General features: G+C 72.3%; 16 protein-coding genes and 1 tRNA gene. 10 read left to right on the forward strand and 7 right to left on the reverse strand.

Annotated elements, in window-relative coordinates; genetic code table 11:
• The first annotated feature begins 18 nt into the window (after positions 1-18).
• Entirely contained in the window at positions 19-1161 is a 1143-nt protein-coding gene (locus ACE1OC_RS08020; RefSeq protein WP_407836412.1) for an agmatine deiminase family protein, read from the forward strand.
• A gap of 99 nt (positions 1162-1260) precedes the next feature.
• Here ACE1OC_RS08020 and ACE1OC_RS08025 read toward each other — a convergent pair whose 3' ends face one another.
• The gene (locus ACE1OC_RS08025) at positions 1261-1671 is read right to left on the reverse strand and encodes a DUF4440 domain-containing protein (RefSeq protein WP_407836413.1); all 411 of its coding nucleotides are present in this window, start codon (positions 1669-1671) and stop codon (positions 1261-1263) included.
• A gap of 322 nt (positions 1672-1993) precedes the next feature.
• Here ACE1OC_RS08025 and ACE1OC_RS08030 point away from each other — a divergent pair, with 322 nt between their 5' ends.
• From ACE1OC_RS08030 to ACE1OC_RS08045, 4 genes are all read left to right on the forward strand, one after another.
• Positions 1994-2923 carry an endonuclease/exonuclease/phosphatase family protein gene (locus ACE1OC_RS08030; RefSeq protein ID WP_407841505.1) on the forward strand — a complete coding sequence of 310 codons (930 nt, stop codon included), beginning with the start codon at positions 1994-1996 and terminating at the stop codon, positions 2921-2923.
• Between the two features lie 39 nt (positions 2924-2962).
• Positions 2963-3772, forward strand: coding sequence for a response regulator transcription factor (locus ACE1OC_RS08035; protein WP_407836414.1), 810 nt, complete (start codon positions 2963-2965; stop codon positions 3770-3772).
• 17 nt (positions 3773-3789) lie between these two features.
• Positions 3790-5082, forward strand: a complete 1293-nt coding sequence (locus tag ACE1OC_RS08040; protein ID WP_407836415.1) for a sensor histidine kinase — start codon at positions 3790-3792, stop codon at positions 5080-5082.
• 233 nt (positions 5083-5315) lie between these two features.
• Complete coding sequence (locus ACE1OC_RS08045; protein ID WP_407841506.1) at positions 5316-6233, forward strand: D-alanyl-D-alanine carboxypeptidase family protein; 918 nt, start codon at positions 5316-5318, stop codon at positions 6231-6233.
• Positions 6234-6260: 27 nt separating this feature from the next.
• Here the strand turns inward: ACE1OC_RS08045 and ACE1OC_RS08050 are convergent, their stop codons facing one another.
• Together ACE1OC_RS08050 and ACE1OC_RS08055 are read right to left on the reverse strand one after the other, a co-directional pair.
• Entirely contained in the window at positions 6261-7616 is a 1356-nt protein-coding gene (locus ACE1OC_RS08050) for a phthiocerol/phthiodiolone dimycocerosyl transferase family protein (protein ID WP_407836416.1), read from the reverse strand.
• Between the two features lie 93 nt (positions 7617-7709).
• Positions 7710-7794, reverse strand: a tRNA-Leu gene (locus ACE1OC_RS08055).
• A gap of 340 nt (positions 7795-8134) precedes the next feature.
• On the opposite strand from ACE1OC_RS08055, the gene ACE1OC_RS08060 reads away from it, so the two are divergent.
• Positions 8135-9385: a low temperature requirement protein A gene (locus ACE1OC_RS08060; protein WP_407836417.1), complete on the forward strand. Its 1251-nt coding sequence runs from the start codon at positions 8135-8137 to the stop codon at positions 9383-9385.
• Here the strand turns inward: ACE1OC_RS08060 and ACE1OC_RS08065 are convergent.
• Positions 9372-10313 (reverse strand): beta-ketoacyl-ACP synthase III, encoded by a 942-nt coding sequence (locus ACE1OC_RS08065; protein ID WP_274550340.1) that lies wholly within the window; start codon positions 10311-10313, stop codon positions 9372-9374. The genes ACE1OC_RS08060 and ACE1OC_RS08065 overlap by 14 nt on opposite strands.
• 215 nt (positions 10314-10528) lie before the next feature.
• On the opposite strand from ACE1OC_RS08065, the gene fdhD reads away from it, so the two are divergent.
• Positions 10529-11362, forward strand: a complete 834-nt coding sequence (fdhD, locus tag ACE1OC_RS08070) for a formate dehydrogenase accessory sulfurtransferase FdhD (RefSeq protein WP_407836418.1) — start codon at positions 10529-10531, stop codon at positions 11360-11362.
• A gap of 70 nt (positions 11363-11432) precedes the next feature.
• On the opposite strand, the gene ACE1OC_RS08075 is transcribed toward fdhD, so the two are convergent.
• From ACE1OC_RS08075 to ACE1OC_RS08085, 3 genes are all read right to left on the reverse strand, one after another.
• Complete coding sequence (locus ACE1OC_RS08075; protein ID WP_407836419.1) at positions 11433-11702, reverse strand: hypothetical protein; 270 nt, start codon at positions 11700-11702, stop codon at positions 11433-11435.
• A 118-nt stretch (positions 11703-11820) separates the two neighbouring features.
• On the reverse strand, positions 11821-12252 hold the full coding sequence (locus ACE1OC_RS08080; protein WP_407836420.1) for a (2Fe-2S) ferredoxin domain-containing protein: 432 nt from the start codon (positions 12250-12252) through the stop codon (positions 11821-11823).
• A 9-nt stretch (positions 12253-12261) separates the two neighbouring features.
• A complete protein-coding gene (locus ACE1OC_RS08085) occupies positions 12262-13365 on the reverse strand; it encodes a bile acid:sodium symporter family protein (RefSeq protein WP_407841507.1) in 1104 nt (367 codons plus the stop codon).
• A 131-nt stretch (positions 13366-13496) separates the two neighbouring features.
• On the opposite strand from ACE1OC_RS08085, the gene ACE1OC_RS08090 reads away from it, so the two are divergent.
• The 3 genes from ACE1OC_RS08090 to ACE1OC_RS08100 all read left to right on the forward strand — a co-directional run bounded on the left by ACE1OC_RS08090 (position 13497) and on the right by ACE1OC_RS08100 (position 17290).
• Complete coding sequence (locus ACE1OC_RS08090) at positions 13497-14348, forward strand: LysR substrate-binding domain-containing protein (RefSeq protein WP_407836421.1); 852 nt, start codon at positions 13497-13499, stop codon at positions 14346-14348.
• Between the two features lie 360 nt (positions 14349-14708).
• Positions 14709-15368 carry an NADPH-dependent F420 reductase gene (locus ACE1OC_RS08095; RefSeq protein ID WP_407836422.1) on the forward strand — a complete coding sequence of 220 codons (660 nt, stop codon included), beginning with the start codon at positions 14709-14711 and terminating at the stop codon, positions 15366-15368.
• A gap of 98 nt (positions 15369-15466) precedes the next feature.
• On the forward strand, positions 15467-17290 hold the full coding sequence (locus ACE1OC_RS08100) for an AMP-dependent synthetase/ligase (protein WP_407836423.1): 1824 nt from the start codon (positions 15467-15469) through the stop codon (positions 17288-17290).
• The last annotated feature ends 100 nt before the right edge of the window (positions 17291-17390 follow it).

Consider the following 17390-nt stretch of genomic DNA (forward strand, 5'->3'; position numbering starts at 1 on the left):
ACTGATCGGAGATCAGAGATGAACGAGCACGTCGTAGGGAAGCTGGACAGACGAGGGTTCCTGGCCGCGGCCGGCCTCACGGCCGCGGGAGCGGCACTGGCATCGGTGGGCGGGCAGGCCTTCGCGGCCGGCCGGCCGTCGGCCGCGGCCGCCGGGGGCTTCTCCGTCCCGTGCGAGACCGTCCGGCACACCCGGACCTGGATGGCGTGGCCCGACCGGACCTCCATCTGGGGCAACAAGCTCTCGGGGGTGCAGGCGAACATCGCGCTCATCGCGAAGACCATCGCGAAGTACGAGCCGGTCGTGATGCTCGCCAACCCGGCGAGCGTTTCCAAGGCGAAGAGCGCCTGCGGGACCTCGGTCACCGTCATCAGCTCGATCCCCGTCGACGACTGCTGGATCCGCGACACCGGCCCGGTGTTCCGTACCAACGGGGCGGGCGGCCTGGACGCGTTCGGCACCAACTTCAACGGCTGGGGCAACAAGCAGAGCCACGCCAAGGACGCCCTGGTGGCGGGCCGTGTCGCCGCCTACGCCGGGGTGGCGTTCAGCACCACCTCGTTCGTCGGCGAGGGCGGCTCGGTGGAGACGGACGGCGCCGGCACGCTCATGGCCACGCGCAGTTCCCTCATCAACTCCAACCGCAACCCCAACATGAGCCAGGCGCAGCTGGAGGCGGGCATGTGCGCCGCCTACGGCGCGTCCAAGGTGATCTGGTTCAAGGGCATCTCCGGCCAGGACATCACCGACGACCACGTCGACGCCACGTCCCGGTTCCTCGAAGCGGGCAGGGCCCTGGTCCAGATGCCGCTGGCGAGCGACAACGACATCTGGGCCAAGGACGCGCGCGAGCAGTACCAGATCCTGTCCACCTCCACCAGCGCCCAGGGCAGCCCGATCGCGGTCACCAAGCTCCAGGGCCCCGACTACAACAAGATCCGCTCCACGAACCCCGACTTCGTGGCCTCGTACGCCAACTACTACGTGTGCAACGGCGCGGTGATCTCCTCGCAGTTCGGTGACACCCGGGCCGACGCGGCGGCCAAGGCCACCCTCCAGCAGCTCTTCCCGGGCCGGGTCGTCGTGCAGCTCAACACCGACAGCCTCGGCGGGGGCGGCGGCGGCATCCACTGCGTGACCCAGCAGCAGCCGATCGCGTAACCGCTCCCCCACCCGTCCGGCCCCCCGCTGTCCGCGGGGGGGGGCCGGTTCCGTTCCCGCGGGACCGCGGCCCCACGGCCCTCCCGCGGGACCGCGGCCCTACGGGGCGACGTCGTCCCAGGCCATCGCGCTCATTCGCCACCCGTCGGGCGTCCGCACGTACTGGGTGGTCTTGTGCCCGGAGCCCTCGAACCAGGTTCCGTCGAGGTATCCGGACTTGCGGTACTCGCTGAACCGGTGCGCGATCGAGCCGAAGACCTCGGTCCGCTCGGCGACCTCCCATTCGCGGAACTCCGTCAGCGTCCCGTCGGTGAGGATCTTCTCCCGCGGCTCGATGAAGCCGTCGAGGTCGTAGATCACGGGGTCGCCCCCGATGTTCTTGATGATCATCCCCTGGGGAATGAACACCTCGCGGACGGCGCCCAGATCCGGCCGCCCGCCGTCGACGTTGCTGAACGCTCCGAGGAAGACGCTCATCAACCGGTCCAGCTCAGCCTTGACTTCGGACACGCATACCCTCCCGAGGGCGAAGATTCCCGGCCGATCTTCGCCTACCCCCGACAGCAGGGCAATGGCCCTCGCACGCACACCACCGGAGCCCCGCCGGCGGCTGAGCGGTCCGGGGCCGATACCCAGCTGAAACGCAACCGTCGGGCGCCCGAAGGGATCCTCTGACGCACTGGAAGTGCGCCTCTCCGAGGCTGTGCCGGTACCCGATCCGCGGTGTACGCGACGTCGGAAGGCGACTGCCGTGCTGAGCACCTCGTACCGTTCTGAGACCACCGGGGAAGAAGGGCCGCCCGGCCCGCTCCCTACGGCACGCCCTTCCCGCATCAGCACCGGCCGTGGTCGTGTCCGTGGCCGGCTGATCGCCGCCGCCGCAGTGTGCGGCGCCCTGTCGATGGCCCTGCACACCTGGATCCCGAACGGGGTCGGCAACCTCGGCAGCCTGTTCCGGACCTTCCTGCCCTGGGTCGGGCTGAGCGTCCCCGTCCTGCTCGTGGCGGCGGCGGTACGCCGCTCGCGGCTCGCGGCCGTCGCCGTCCTGGCCCCCGCGGTCGTCTGGGTCTCCCTCTTCGGCGGGACGCTCACCGACAAGCGTTCCGGCGGCGGGGACTTCACCGTGGTCAGCCACAACGTGGACGAGGAGAACCCCGATCCGGCGCGGACCGCGCGGGCGCTCGCCGCATCGGGCGCGGACGTACTGGCCCTGGAGGAGATGTCCCCGAAGGCCACGCCCGTCTACGAGCGCGAGCTGGCCGCCGGCTATCCGTACCACTCCGAGAGCCTCGGCGTCAGGCTGTGGAGCAAGCACCCGCTGAGCGGCGTGGAAGCGGTGCCGATCATGCCCTGGACGCGTGCCGTACGGGCCACCGTCGACACCCCGGGCGGGCCCGTCGCGGTCTACGCCGCCCACCTCGCTTCGGTACGGGTGACCCCGGCCGCCGGTTTCACCACGGCGCGCCGCAACGAGGCGGCCCGGAAGCTGGCAGCTGCCGTACGGGCGGAGCCGCTGGCCCGGGTCGTCGTGATGGGCGACTTCAACGGGACGGTCGAGGACCCGGCCCTGGAACCCGTGACCTCCGGGCTGCGCTCCGCGCAGCACGACGCGGGCGCCGGCTTCGGCTTCACCTGGCCCGCCTCGTTCCCCGTGGTGCGCATCGACCAGATCCTGGTGAAGGGGATGAGCCCGACCTCCTCGTGGACCCTGCCGACCACCGGCAGCGACCACCTCCCCGTCGCGGCCTCCCTCCGGCTGTGACCGGACCGCAGGCCCGACTGACTACGATGGGCTCTCCCTATGTCCGTTTATGAGCAGGTAGGTGGCGTGTCGGCACCCCGGGTCCCCGACCCCGTCAGCATCCTCGTCGTCGAGGACGACGCCACCATCCGGCGCGCCGTGCAGCTGTCCCTGGAGCGGTACGGCTACCAGGTCGCGGTGGCCGCGGACGGACTCGGCGGCCTGGAGTCGTTCCGGGCCGGTGCGCACGACCTGCTGATCCTTGACGTGATGCTGCCCGAGCTCGACGGCATCGGGCTGTGCCGCCGGGTCCGCGAGGAGAGCCTGGTCCCGGTCCTGATGATGTCCGCGCGCGGGGACGCCCTGGACGTGGTCGCCGGACTGGAGGCGGGCGCCGACGACTACGTCGTCAAACCCGTCGACACCGCCGTCCTCGTCGCCCGCATCCGTACGCTGCTGCGCCGTGCGACGTTCCGGCCGGCCGAGCCGGGGTCGGGTTCGGGTCCGGGTCCCGCCGGGTCGGCCGGGTCGGCCGGGCCCTCGGAGTCCGCGGGCACCTCCCCGGACACCGGGACGGCCCCCGGGGACCTGGTCTTCGGGGACCTGACCGTGAACACCCTCGGCCTGGAGGTCCACCGGGGCGGACGGCCCGTCCCGCTGACCCCCACCGAGCTGCGGCTGCTGCTGGAGTTCGCGGCGGCTCCCGGCGCCGTGCTGGACCGCCGCCGGCTGCTGCGCGACGTCTGGGACTACGGCTGGGAGGGCGACACCCGGGTCGTGGACCTGTGCGTGCTGCGGCTGCGCAAGAAGATCGGCGCCGGCCGGATCGAAACCGTCCGGGGCTTCGGCTACAAACTCGTCCGCGACTGAGGGGCCCGGCCCGAGCCATGGCACTGCTCAACCCGCGCGCCCTGCGTTGGAAGGTCGCCGCCCTGACCGCGGCCGCCTGCTGCGCGGTGGCCGCCGTGATCGGCGTACTCGTTCACCGGGCGATGGCCGAACGCGGCGACCGGACCGGGCACGAACGCCTCTCCGTACGGCTGAACGCCGCGGAACGCGAGTACACCCGCACGGGCAGCGCACCGCTCGACGTCGAGGTCCTCGAACGGGAGCAGCTCGACGCACCGCTCGCGCGGGCACTGGCCGCCGGGGATCCGGCCGGCCTCTATGCGACCTGGTACGACCGCAAACCCCCCAACTGGTACTGGCTGTGGGGGGCCATGCCCGTCGAGGGCGGCCGGGTGCTCGTCGCCCGGACGGACATGAGCTCCGAGGTGCGCGGCCTCCAGCTCCTGGACCGCAGCATCGTCACAGCGGTGCTCGCCGCCCTCTTGGTCGTCGTTCCGCTCGCCGCCCTGGCCACCGAGCCGATGAACCGCAGGCTGCGCCGGGGGTCCCGTACGGCCCGGGCCATCGCCGACGGCGACCTCGACGCCCGCATCGGTCCGGCCGGCCGGGCCCGCGACGAGATCACCGAGATGTCGGCCGCCGTGGACGAGATGGCCGCGGCCCTGCAGCGCAAGCTGGAGGGCGAGCGCCGCTTCACCGCGGACGTCGCGCACGAACTGCGCACCCCGCTGATGGGGTTGTCCACCGCCGCCGGGCTCCTCCCGGAGGGCGACGAGGTGGCCGAGCTCGTCCGCGACCGGGCCCGGGCCCTGAACGGGCTGGTCGAGGACCTCCTGGAAATCTCCCGGCTCGACGCCGGAGCCGAGCGGGCCCGGACCGACGCGGTACCGCTGGGCGAGCTCGTCACCGACCTCGTCCGCCGCACGGGGACGCCGACCGGAGTGGTGGTCCGTGACGCCGGCGTGGTGGGGACCGACCCGCGCCGGGTGGAACGGATCGTGGTCAACCTCGTGACCAACGCCCACCGGCACGGGGCGGCCCCCGTCGAGGTCACGGTCGAGGGCACCGTCGCGGGCGCGCGGATCGTCGTACGGGACCACGGGCGCGGCTTCCCCGCGGAGCTGCTCGAGGAAGGCCCGCAGCGCTTCCGCACGGGAACCGCGGAGCGGGGGCGCGGGCACGGTCTCGGGCTGACCATCGCGCTCGGGCAGGCGGAGGTCCTCGGGGCCCGGCTGGCCTTCGCGAACGCCCCGGAGGGGGGCGCGGTGGCCACCCTCGACCTGGACGGCGGCCCCGGTCCGTCCGACGGTCCGGTCCGGCCCGCGGGCTGAAACGGAACCGCAACACGACCTCCCGGCGGCGGAAGCAAGCTCGCGCAGGTCCGGAAGTACGGCTCCTCGAAGGTGATCCGGGTGCGGGATCCGCACCCCGTCTTCCCGGAGGTTCCCCGATGTCCACCGACCACCGCCGTTCCTCCCGCGACCTCCGCGGGTCCGGCCTGCGCAGGTCCGGCCCGAGCAGGTCCGGCCCGAGCAGGTCCGTCGCGCTGTCCGCCGCCCTCGTCATGACGGCCGGTACGGGCGCCTGGTACGCCTTCGGCGGCGACGGGCCGCCCGGTCCGGCCGTCTCCCCGGACGGCACCGCGGTCGCTTCCCTCGCCGGGTCGCTGGACCTCCCGTGGCCGGCGCAGGGCCAGGCGAGCGCGGAGGTCGAGGGCATCGGCAGCCTCGGCACCAAGGGCGAGCAGGTACCGGTGCCGATCGCCAGCATCACCAAAGTCATGACCGCCCACGTGATCCTGACCGACCACCCGATGTCCGGCGACGGCCAGGGCGAGGAGGTGGACGCCGACCAGCAGGCCGCCGACGAGTCGTTCTCCACCTCGGAATCGACCGCACCCGTGGTGGCCGGCCACCGGTACACCCAGCGCCAGCTCCTGGAGCTCATGATGCTGCCCTCCGGGAACAACGTCGCCAGGCTGCTGGCGCGTTGGGACTCCGGCGATCAGGAGCGGTTCACGGCGAAGATGAACAAGGCCGCCGCCGCGCTCGGAATGGACCGCACCGCCTACGCCGGAGCCTCCGGCCTCGAAACCGGCTCGCAGAGCACGGCGGCCGACCAACTGAAGCTGGCCCGTGCCGTCATGAAGAACGAGGCTTTCCGCCGGATCGTGGCCACGCCCACCGTGACCGCCCCCGGTGCGGATGGGCAGATCCGCAACAGCAACAAACTGCTCGGCCAGGACGGAGTCATCGGCCTGAAGACGGGCTCCTCCACTCCGGCGGGCGGCAACCTCATGTGGGCCGCCACCCAGGAGGTCGCGGGCGTCCCCCGTCTCATCCTGGGCGTCGTCCTCCACCAGCAGGCCGGAACCAACCCCGCTGCGGGCATGGACGCCGCCTTCAGGACGAGCCACACCCTGATCACGGCCATCCGCGCCGCCCTCCCGCACGCCCTCGCCGCCCAGAGCCCGAAGAGCTGACCGGCGGACCCGGGTCCGGTCAGGCGGTCAGGCGGTCAGTTCCCGCACGGTCCGCTCGAGGGCCGAGAGGATCTCGGCGGCGCGTGCAGAGGTGTGCGCGGTGGCCAGCTCGACACTGAGCCGTCCGGCGAAGTGCGTGACGACGTACGTGGACGTGGGAGCGGGCGGTTCCCATGGGGTCGCCCGGCCGGCCGGGCGGAACCTCTGGTCGATGATGGCACCGCGGAAATCCTCGATCCCGCAACCGGCCGGTGTGCGCAGCTCCGGGATCCTTCCCCAGTTCGTCAGCATGACCGTGTCGTCCGCCAGCACGTACGCCGTCCCGGCGGCCGCCTCGGCAGGTGTCGAAACGTCCTGCTCCTGCGCCTGCTCCTGCTCCTGGTCCGGTCCCGTCAGGTGGAGCTGCGACTGCTGTACGACGCCGTCCTCGATGCTCGCCTTCAGTTCGTCGAGCAGGTCCTTGGCCAGCACCACCGGGTCGGTGTGCACGCCGAGAGACCGTGTGAAGCCGACCGTGCCGAAGACGTTCGTCCCGCCGAACGCGTCCACCGGCGGGCTGATGCGGGTGCGCACGTCCACCGGGTAGATGAAGGGAACGGCCACCTCGTGCACGTGGTCGGCGGCGGCTTTGACCCCGGCGTGGGCGATCATCACGGCCGCCGAGACCAGACCGTGGACCGAGACCCCGTTGGCGCGCCCGACCCGGGCCAGCGCCGAGGTCGTCTCGGCGGTGAAGCGGATCCGGCCACGGGCCGACCGCGCCCGCTCACCGGTGGGGGCCGCCGCGTCCGCTGCCGGATCCTCCGGCCGGTCCGGCACCGCGAACGGTTCGAAGAGGGCTTCCAGTCCGTTGCGTTCCAGCCGGGTGACCCCGCGGTGGGCCAGGAGCGCTTCCAGGGACTCCGGCACGGGGAAGGCCCCGAGCGGTGTGGGGAGCCCGGTTTCGACGATGTCGGTGTAGTGCCCCCACAGCTCGGCGAGCAGCGCCACCGATGCGCTCGCGTCGGCGATGCTGTGGTCCGTGAGCAGGGTGACCGTCGAGCGGCGATCCCCGTGGGAGACCTCCAGGCCGATGAGTTCGTCCGCGTGGTCCAGCGTGCGGGTCGCGGGTTCCGGATTCCCGTCGCCGGTACGGAACCGGATCGGGGGAACGGTGCGGTTCCCGTCGAGGAAGAGCTCGGTCCCCGCCGGTCCCGACCGCAGGCATCCGGTGAACACGGGGTGGGCCCGGCAGGTCGCCGCGAAGGCCTCCGACAACGCGGACGCGTTCAACGGGCCCGTGACCGTGACGGCGTACGCCACGGTCTCCATGGGCTCCACATGGGCGACCTCGGTCGGCGCCAGCATCCGCCCGGCAAGGGTCGGCACGGTCTTCTCGCTCATCGGCGACCCCGCTCCTGTTCGGGTACAACAACAGAGCCGGTCAAAGCGACGTGATGTCGCTTTGACCGGCTCTGTTTGGTCGATTGACCGTTGTGTCCGAGGGGGGACTTGAACCCCCACGCCCGATAAAGGGCACTAGCACCTCAAGCTAGCGCGTCTGCCATTCCGCCACCCGGACTAGGTGGTCGGCCCCGGTTTCCCGCGGCGACATGGACAACAATAGCAAAGGTTCAGCGGGGTTCCGACCAGGTATTTCGCCCGGGCCGGGTCCGACGCGCCGCGCTGACCTGCGGGCATGCCCGGGGCCCGGCGCGCGGGGCCGGGCGAGACGCGGAGTCTCGCCGCGCCGGGACTCCTGGTGCACGCACTCCCCCCACCAGGTCCGCCCGGCGCTGCCGGGCGTAGCGGGTGTCCCCGTCGGAGCGGTGCGGCCTCCCGGATGCTGATACCCGTTGGACAGGGGCGGGCCGAGGCGATCGGATGGGCGCCGCACGTTCGACTCCTGGGGGGAATCGCGCATGGAATCCGAGCATCGCGTCAGCACGCTGGAGCTCTTCTTCGACCTCGTCTTCGTCTTCACCATCACCCAGCTGACGGTGCTGCTCGCGGACGACCTCACCCTTCGCGGTGCCGGGCGGGTGCTGCTGATCTTCACGGTGCTGTTCTGGATGTACGGCGGCTACGCGTACCTGACCAATCAGGTACCGCCCGACCGGCCCGTGCGCCGCTTGCTGATCCTGCTCGCCATGGGGGCGTTCCTGGTGTGCGCCCTGGCCGTGCCCACGGCCTTCGGTGACGGCGGGGTCGCCTTCGGTCTCGGCTACCTGGTCGTCGTGATCATGCACAGCGCGCTGTACAGCCAGGCCCACGGGCGCGGGGTGCTGTGGTTCGCGCTGCCGAACGCGCTGTCCGCGCTGTCGGTGACGGCCGCCGGGCTGTTCGACGGCGCGGCGGCCCTGGGCCTGTGGGCCCTGGCGCTGCTGTTCCAGTTCGTCACGCCGGCCATCTCGCGGCGGGCTGCGGCCACCGGGGCCGACGCAGTCGAGGGGAAGACCATCGAGGATCAGCTCGGCGGGATCGGAGCCGCGCACTTCGTGGAGCGGCACGGGCTGCTGCTGATCATCGTGTTCGGCGAGTCGATCATCGCGGTCGGCATCGGTGTGGGTTCGCTGCCGCTGACCTTCGGGATCATCGTCGGCGCGTTCCTGACGCTGGCCGTCGGGGCCGCGCTGTGGTGGATGTACTTCGTGCGCGACGAGGGGCGTGCCGAGCACGTCTTCGCGGGCTGCCCGCCGGACCGGCGTTTCAAGCTGGCGCTGCGCGCGTACTACTACTGCTTCATCCCGATGCTGCTGGGCATCGCCGCCTTCTCGGCGGGCGTCAAGAAGAGCATCGGGCACCTGGGCGAGCAGCTTCCGGCCGGGCCCGCACTCGCCCTCGCGGGCGGGGTCGCCTGCTATCTGGCCGGGGACGTCGCCTTCCGGCTGGTGCTGGGGATCCGGCCGGTACGGTTCCGGGCGCTCGCGGTGGTGCCCGTACTGGCCACCGCCGCGGCGGGCATGCGGATCGGTGCGGTCTGGCAGCTGACCGCGCTGGTCCTGGTGCTCGTGGCCGCGCTGGCGGCGGAGTCCCGCAGCGCGGGCCCCGGCGCGGATCCGACCGGGGCCGAGCCCGGGGCCGACCTCACGGCCGAGCCCGGGGCCGAGCCCGCGACGGGCGGCGTCGCGGGCTCCGGGCCGGGTGTCGCCCCGGGTGTTACGGGCAGCTGATGACCTGGCCGGCGTAGGAGAGGTTGCCGCCGAAGCCGAAGAGGAGGACGGGCGCCCCGGAGGGGATCTCGCCGCGCTCGACCAGCTTGGACAGGGCCATCGGGATCGAGGCCGCCGAGGTGTTGCCGGAGTCGACGACATCGCGGGCGACGACGGCGTTGACGGCGCCGATCTTCGCGGCGAGCGGCTCGATGATCCGCAGGTTCGCCTGGTGGAGGACGACCGCGGCCAGGTCCTCCGGGGTGATCCCGGCCTTCTCGCAGACCTTGCGGGCGAGCGGGGGGAGCTGGCTGGTGGTCCAGCGGTACACGGACTGGCCCTCCTGCGCGAAGACCGGCGGCGTGCCCTCGATGCGGACCGCGTTGCCCATCGAGGGCACCGAGCCCCACAGGACCGGGCCGATGCCGGGCTCCTCGCAGGCCTCGACGACGGCCGCGCCGGCGCCGTCGCCGGTCAGGACGCAGGTGGTGCGGTCGCTCCAGTCGGTGATCTCGGTCATCTTGTCCGCCCCGATGACCAGCGCCCGGGTGGCGGCGCCGGCCCGGATCGCGTGGTCGGCGGTGGCCAGGGCATGGGTGAAGCCCGAGCAGACGACGTTGATGTCCATCACGGCGGGGCTGGAGCCCATCCCGAGCTTGGCCGCGACGCGGGCGGCCATGTTCGGGGAACGGTCGATCGCGGTGGAGGTGGCGACGAGGACGAGGTCGATGTCGTCCGGTGTCAGACCGGCGCTCGCGAGCGCCTTGCCCGCGGCCTGGTAGGCCAGCTCGTCCACCGGTTCGTCGGGTCCGGCCATGTGCCGGGTCTTGATCCCGACGCGGGACCGGATCCACTCGTCGTTGGTGTCCACCATGGCGGCGAGGTCCTCGTTGGTGATCACCTTCGAGGGTTGGTAGTGCCCTAGCGCCACCACGCGTGAACCGGTCATGGGCGGGGTCCCCCCTTGTAAGGCAGTCAGGATGTACCAGCTTTGCCTGCTACCGACGGGTACAAGGGCGCGTGACCCGACAGGATTCAGTGCCCGGAATTTGGAGCTTCCCGAGGGTCCTCCAGCGGGGCAAGGTGCCCGAAGCGGATCCGGGAGAATGAATGCTCCAGGCGCAGGACAAGTCTGTCGCCGCTAGAAACAGATGGACTGATCACATGGGACGGGTCACCGAACGCCGTCGCGTCATCCGGATCCGGAACGGCGTGGCAGGGGCCCGGGCGGACACCCTGGTGGCCGAAGAGCCCCTGGAGATACGGCTGAACGGCAAGCCGCTGGCCATCACGATGCGCACCCCGGGTGACGATTTCGCCCTGGCCGTCGGCTTCCTCGCCAGCGAGGGCGTGCTCGCCTCGGCGTCCGACGTCCGGGCCGTGACCTACTGCGAGGGCGCCGCCGAGGACGGAACGAACACCTACAACGTGGTGAACGTACAGCTCGCCGCCGGAGTTCCGGTGCCCGACATCACGCTGGAGCGGAACGTCTACACCACCTCCTCCTGCGGCCTGTGCGGGAAGGCCAGCCTGGACGCGGTGCGCACCGCGACCCGCTTCCCGGGGCTCGGGGACGATCCCGTACGGGTGAGCGCGCGGCTCCTCGGGGAGCTGCCGGACCGGCTGCGCGCGGAGCAGAAGGTCTTCGATCGCACCGGCGCCCTGCACGGCGCCGGGCTGTTCTCGGCGGGGGGCGAGCTGATCGACGTACGGGAGGACGTGGGCCGGCACAACGCGGTGGACAAGATCGTCGGGCGGGCGCTGCAAGCCGGGCGGCTGCCGCTGGCGGGCTCGGTCCTGCTGGTGTCGGGGCGGGCCTCCTTCGAGCTGGCGCAGAAGGCCGTGATGGCGGGCATCCCCGTGCTGGCGGCGGTCTCGGCTCCGTCCTCGCTCGCGGTGGACCTGGCCTTGGAGTCGGGGCTGACGCTGGTCGGGTTCCTGCGGGGCGGGGACATGAACATCTACGCGGGTGAGGAGCGGATCGACCTGACGGCGTGAGCCGCGGGGCGGCTGGGCGTCGACGGGGCGGCGGGGGCCGTCACGCGGCCCCCGCCCCTGCCCGCGCGGGCTACTTGTCAGCCAGGTGCCCCGCGCCGGTGTGCGGGGTGCCCGCCGGAGCCTCGATGGTCTGGCTGTACGGGTTGTCCTTGGACGCGGGCTCGATCTTCTTCGCGGCCACGTGCGGGGTGCCGGCCGGGGCCTCGACGGTGCGGCTGTGGGCGGAGCCGTCCTTGGCGGTGCCGTTGCCGTTGTCCGCGGCGTTGGCGGCTCCGCCGAGGGCGAGCGTGGCGAGCAGGGCGGCGGCGGAGACGGCGGCGATGCGCTTGTTGAGCTTCATGAGGGGCTCCCTGGTGTTCGGGGTTGTTCGGCTGACACCCAGAACCTAGAAGAACCGGACATTTCCTCGCTCTAACGCTTTCCGCCCCCGCACCCCCTCCGTCCTTACGGCGCCCCGATCACCGCTTGCGGCGGCCGCGGCGGGAAGCGGGCTCGGCCGGCTTCGGTTCCGGGGGGTCGATGCGGTGCAGGTCGAGGGTCGCCGGGAGCGGGGTGACCCCGGGGCCGCCCGCTTCCGCCCAGGCGATGATCTCGTCGGTGGCGGTGTCGTCCAGGGCCCAGCCGAACCAGACCGCACGGGCGCCCCGGCGGCGGGCCTCGGTGGTGGGCTGGACCACGATGACGTTGGCCTGCGCGCAGGGTCCGAGGCAGTCGGTCGTACGGACGGCCAGGCGCCCTTCGGAGGCCGCCGCGGCCTCGCGCAGCCGGTCCAGCTGGCCCTCGTGGTCGGTGCCGGGGTTCTTGCGGGGGTCGCCGCAACAGCAGCCCCGGCAGACCACCAGGGTGCAGGGGCGCGGGGCGTGGGCGGAGAGCGGGCGTATCCAGGTCACCGCCGCACGTTACCGGGCCTGCGGGACCGGGTGTTGAGGGGTGTGCGAGACCTCCGCCACATGCCCGGTGGCGCGTTCGGGCTGGTCCGTGGCCTGCGGGTCCTCCGCGGCCTGCGGGGCGTGACGGTCCTGCGGGGCGTGCAGGGCCTGCGGGGCGTGCGGGTCCCGTGCGCGGCGGCGGGCCAGTACCGCGCAGACCATCAGCTGCATCTGGTGGAAGAGCATCAGCGGCAGCACGGCGAGGCTCGCCTGGGCTCCGAACAGCACGCTGGCCATGGGGAGTCCGGCGGCCAGGCTCTTCTTCGACCCCGCGAACTGGATGGCGATCCGGTCCTCGCGGGTGAAGCCGAGGCGCTTGGCCCCGTACCAGGTGGCCGCCAGCATCACGGCGAGGATGACCGCCTCCACCGCCATCAGCCCGCCCAGGCGCGGGAGGCTGACCTGGCGCCAGATCCCCGCGACCATGCCCGCGCTGAAAGCGGTGTAGACGACGAGCAGGATCGAGCCGCGGTCGACGTAGCCGAGGACCTTCTTGTTGCGGACCAGGAAGCCGCCGACCCAGGGGCGCAACGCCTGGCCGAGGAGGAAGGGCAGGAGCAGCTGGAGGACGATCTTCACCAGCGAGTCGAGGGAGAAGCCGCCCGCGCTGTTGCCGAGCAGGCCGGCGGCGAGGAGGGGGGTCAGGAAGATGCCGACGAGGCTGGAGAAGGAGCCCGCGCAGATCGCGGCGGGAACGTTGCCGCGGGCGATCGAGGTGAAGGCGATGGAGGACTGGATGGTCGAGGGAACCAGGCAGAGGAAGAGCAGGCCGCTGTAGAGGGGCGGCGTGAGCACGGTGGGGACCAGGGCGTGCGCGGCGAGGCCCAGGAGGGGGAAGAGGAGGAAGGTGGAGGCGAGCACGGTGAGGTGGAGCCGCCAGTGGCGCATGCCGTCGAGGGCCTCGCGGGTGGAGAGCCGGGCGCCGTAGAGGAAGAAGAGCAGGGCCACCGCCGCGGTGGAGGCGGCCTCCGCCACGGAGGCGGCCGCGCCGCGGGCGGGCAGCAGGGCGGCGAGGCCGACGGTGGCGAGCAGACCCAGGATGAACGGGTCCACGGGGAGGTGCGGGCGGCGCATGGGGAGGCTCACTTGCTGAGGGGGACTCGACGGATTCCTCTTCATTCTCGGGGGCGGGCGGTGATCGGGAAACCCGTACACCGCTCTCACTGTCATCACGGAACATGATGAGCGGGCGTAAGGTGGACGGTGTGTACGACCCCGTTCAGCTGCGCACCTTCCTGACCGTCGCCCAGACCCTGAGCTTCACGCAGGCCGCCGCCCGGCTCGGCGTCCGCCAGTCCACGGTCAGCCAGCACGTGCGCCGGCTGGAGGAAGCCACGGGCCGGCCCCTCTTCCTGCGCGACACGCACAGCGTGGAACTCACCGAGGACGGCGAGGCGCTGCTCGGTTTCGCCCGCTCGATCCTGGAGGCGCACGAGCGCGCGACGGCCTTCTTCGCGGGGACCCGGATCCGGGGCCGGCTGCGCTTCGGCGCCTCCGAGGACTTCGTGCTGACCCGGCTGCCGGAGATCCTGGAGTCCTTCCGGCACGAGCACCCCGAGGTGGAGCTGGAGCTGTCCGTGGAGCTTTCGGGGACCCTGCACGAGCGGCTGGACGCGGGGCGGCTGGACCTCGTACTCGCCAAGCGGCGCGGGGACGGCGACGAGCGGGGCCGGCTGGTGTGGCGGGACCGGATGGTGTGGATCGGCGCGGAGGGGCTGCGGGTGGACCCGGACCGGCCCGTTCCGCTGATCGTCTTCCCGCCGCCGGGGATCACGCGGGCGCGGGCGCTGGACGTGTTGCAGGCGGACGGACGGCCGTGGCGGATCGCCTGTACGAGCGGCAGCCTGAGCGGTCTGATCGCGGCGGCCCGTGCGGGGCTGGGCGTGATGGCCCACACCCGGGGACTGATCCCGCCGGGCCTGGTCCGGGTGAGCGGCCTGCCGGACCTCGGAACGGTGGAGTTCGCCCTGCTCCGGGGCCCCCGAAGCTCCGCCGCCGCGGAGGCCCTGGCCGCAGCAATCCTGTCGGGCGCGGACCGCCTCACGCGGGCCGCGTAGTCCGAGGCCGGGGCTGCGGGTGTGCCGCTGCGCGGGGCTGGTCCCCTACCCGCCCTTCCACCGTTCCCCGGGCCGGCCCGGACCCGGTCCTCAAACGCCGGACGGGCTGAAGAGGGGGATCCCGGGCTGCGCCCGGACCCCCCTGGGGCTCCGCCCCAGACCCCGGTCCTCACACGCCGGAAGGCTGAAATGCCCCGGGCCACCTCGAACCCGGACGGCTGGATCGGCTCGGCCCGGGCCCCCGGACCTGCGCGGGATATGTGCCGCCGTTCGCCGCGTTGGACGCCTAGGGTCGCCGTACGCCCGCAACCGGTCGCGGCCGGGCGGGGATTCGTACGGAAGGACTGGGGGACGACGCACGTGAAGATCGCGGTACTGGGGACCGGTGAGGTCGGGCAGCGGCTGGCGGGGAAGCTGGTCTCGGTCGGGCACGAGGTCACGATGGGGTCCCGTACGGCGGACAACGCCGATGCCGCGCGGTGGGCCGCCGAGACGGGGGGTGGCCACGGGACCTTCGCCGATGCCGCCGCCTCCGCCGAGCTCGTCGTCAACGCGACCGGCGGGCTGGTCTCGCTCGCCGTGCTGGAGGCCGCCGGGGCCGGCAGTCTTCGGGGCAAGACCATCGTGGACGTCTCCAACGCGCTGGACTTCTCGGAGGGGTTCCCGCCCAGGGTGGTCACCCCGGACGGCCACAGCGTCGCCGAGCAGCTCCAGAAGGCGTTCCCCGAGGCGCGGATCGTCAAGACGCTGAACACCATGAACAACGCGGTGATGGTCGAGCCCGGCCGGGTGCCGGGCCACCACACCGTGTTCCTGAGCGGCGACGACGCCGACGCCAAGGCCGAAACCACCGCGCTCCTGCGCTCCTTCGGCTGGGCGCCCGAGCAGATCACCGATCTCGGCGACCTGCCGAGCGCCCGCGCCACCGAAGCCCTGATGGCGTTGTGGCTGCGCCTCTACGGGGCGCTCGGCCCGGTGGACTTCAACCTCTCCGTGGTCACGGCCCGGGACCTGTCCTGAACGCACCGCTGAGGAGGTCTTGTGGAGGTCTTCCTTCCGTGATCACTGGCAGGTAGGCGTGGGATAGCGTCGCCGCGCCGTACGGAGAGGAGCGGGCCTTGCAGGAGATCACCGTCCCACCCGTCGTCACGGGCTCACCCGTCGGCGGCCTGGCCGATGCCGTCTTCCTGCACGCCCGCGAGGCCCCCGGCCGGGTCGTGCTCGGCCGCAAGTCGGACGGGGTCTGGGGCGACGTAACCTCCGGCGAGCTGGCCTCCGAGGTGCTCGGGCTCGCCAAGGGGCTGCTGGCGCAGGGCATCCGCTTCGGGGACCGGGTCGCGATCATGTCCCGCACCCGGTACGAGTGGACGCTCTTCGACTTCGCCCTGTGGGCGATCGGCGCCCAGCCGGTGCCCGTCTATCCCTCGTCCTCCGCCGAACAGGTGCACTGGATCCTCTACGACTCCGAGTGCACGGCCTGCGTGGTGGAGGACGAGGACCAGGCCATGACCGTCGGATCGGTGATCGACCGGCTGCCGCGGCTGCTCCGGCTGTGGCAGCTGGACGCGGGCGCCGTCGACGGGCTCGTCCGGGACGGGCTCCAGGTCTCCGAGGACGTCGTGCACCGGCACCGGAGCGCGGTGACGCCCGATGCGACGGCCACCGTCATCTACACCTCGGGGACCACCGGCCGCCCCAAGGGCTGCGTGCTGACGCACGCCAATTTCATGTTCGAGGCCGACACGATGGTGGCCCGCTGGGAGTCCGTCTTCCAGGCCCGGCCCGGAGAGCAGCCGTCCACCCTGCTGTTCCTGCCGCTCGCCCACGTCTTCGGGCGGATGGTGGAGGTGGCGGCCGTCCGCGCCCGGGTGAAGCTCGGGCACCAGCCGGTGCTGGCGGCGGCCGAACTGCTGCCGGACCTGGCCGCGTTCCGGCCCACGTTCGTGCTCGGGGTGCCGTACGTCTTCGAGAAGGTCTTCGCCGCCGCCCGCCGCAAGGCCGAGACCGAGGGCCGGACGGGGCCCTTCGACCGGGCGGTGGACACGGCCGTACGGTACGCGGAGGCGCGGGAGCAGAAGGCGTTCGGCACCGGGCCCGGGCCTTCGGCGAAGCTGCGCGTGGAGCACCAGCTCTTCGAGAAGCTGGTGTACGGGAAGGTCCGCGAGGCGCTGGGCGGCAGGGTCCGGTACGCCATGTCCGGCGGCTCCGCGATGTCGCGCCGGCTGGGACTGTTCTTCGACGGCGCCGGGGTCACGGTCTTCGAGGGCTACGGGCTGACGGAGTCCTGCGCGGCCGCCACGGCGAACCCGCCCGGGGCCATCAAGTACGGCACCGTCGGGCGGCCGATCCCCGGCGGTACGGTGCACATCGCCGCCGACGGGGAGATCTGGCTGCACGGGGCCCACGTCTTCTCCGGGTACCTCAACGACCCGCAGGCCACGGAGGCCGTCCTGCGGGACGGCTGGCTGGCGACGGGGGACCTGGGGCGTCTCGACGCGGACGGCTACCTCACGATCACGGGGCGCAAGAAGGAGATCCTGGTGACCTCCAACGGCAAGAGCGTCGCGCCGGCCGCCCTGGAGGAGCGGGTCCGCTCGCATCCGCTCGTCTCCCAGTGCGTCCTGGTGGGCAACGACCGTCCGTACATCGCGGCCCTGCTCACCCTGGACATGGAGGGGGTCGCGCACTGGATGGCGATGCGCGGCCGCCCCCGGCTGCCGGCGGCGGAGCTGGTGCTCGACCCCGATCTGACGGCGGAGGTCCGCCGGTCGGTGGTGGCGGCCAACACCCTGGTCTCCCAGGCCGAGTCGATCCGCGCGTTCCGCGTGCTGGCCGAGCAGTTCACCGAGGAACGGGGGCTGCTGACCCCCTCGCTGAAGCTGAAGCGGCGGGCCATAGAGAAGGTCTACGCCCAGGAGGTGGCGGCCCTCTACCAGTCCTGACGGGCACGCGGAGCGATCACACCGACGGCCACGCCAACGACCCGAACCGTTACCTGACGGCCCGTCACTTTACTTGTCGTTGATATTGACGATGCGTCAG

Source organism: Streptomyces stoeckheimensis (assembly GCF_045822005.1).
Classification (GTDB): domain Bacteria; phylum Actinomycetota; class Actinomycetes; order Streptomycetales; family Streptomycetaceae; genus Streptomyces; species Streptomyces stoeckheimensis.

What these genes read in the sequence shown, in the direction of transcription:
- ACE1OC_RS08045 (WP_407841506.1), top strand. Translation starts at nt 5,316, where the DNA reads ATGACGGCCGGTACGGGCGCCTGGTACGCCTTCGGCGGCGACGGGCCG.
- ACE1OC_RS08060 (WP_407836417.1), top strand. Translation starts at nt 8,135, where the DNA reads ATGGAATCCGAGCATCGCGTCAGCACGCTGGAGCTCTTCTTCGACCTC.
- fdhD (WP_407836418.1), top strand. Translation starts at nt 10,529, where the DNA reads ATGGGACGGGTCACCGAACGCCGTCGCGTCATCCGGATCCGGAACGGC.
- ACE1OC_RS08065 (WP_274550340.1), bottom strand. Translation starts at nt 10,313, where the DNA reads ATGACCGGTTCACGCGTGGTGGCGCTAGGGCACTACCAACCCTCGAAG.
- ACE1OC_RS08020 (WP_407836412.1), top strand. Translation starts at nt 19, where the DNA reads ATGAACGAGCACGTCGTAGGGAAGCTGGACAGACGAGGGTTCCTGGCC.
- ACE1OC_RS08035 (WP_407836414.1), top strand. Translation starts at nt 2,963, where the DNA reads ATGTCCGTTTATGAGCAGGTAGGTGGCGTGTCGGCACCCCGGGTCCCC.
- ACE1OC_RS08040 (WP_407836415.1), top strand. Translation starts at nt 3,790, where the DNA reads ATGGCACTGCTCAACCCGCGCGCCCTGCGTTGGAAGGTCGCCGCCCTG.
- ACE1OC_RS08075 (WP_407836419.1), bottom strand. Translation starts at nt 11,702, where the DNA reads ATGAAGCTCAACAAGCGCATCGCCGCCGTCTCCGCCGCCGCCCTGCTC.
- ACE1OC_RS08050 (WP_407836416.1), bottom strand. Translation starts at nt 7,616, where the DNA reads ATGAGCGAGAAGACCGTGCCGACCCTTGCCGGGCGGATGCTGGCGCCG.
- ACE1OC_RS08085 (WP_407841507.1), bottom strand. Translation starts at nt 13,365, where the DNA reads ATGCGCCGCCCGCACCTCCCCGTGGACCCGTTCATCCTGGGTCTGCTC.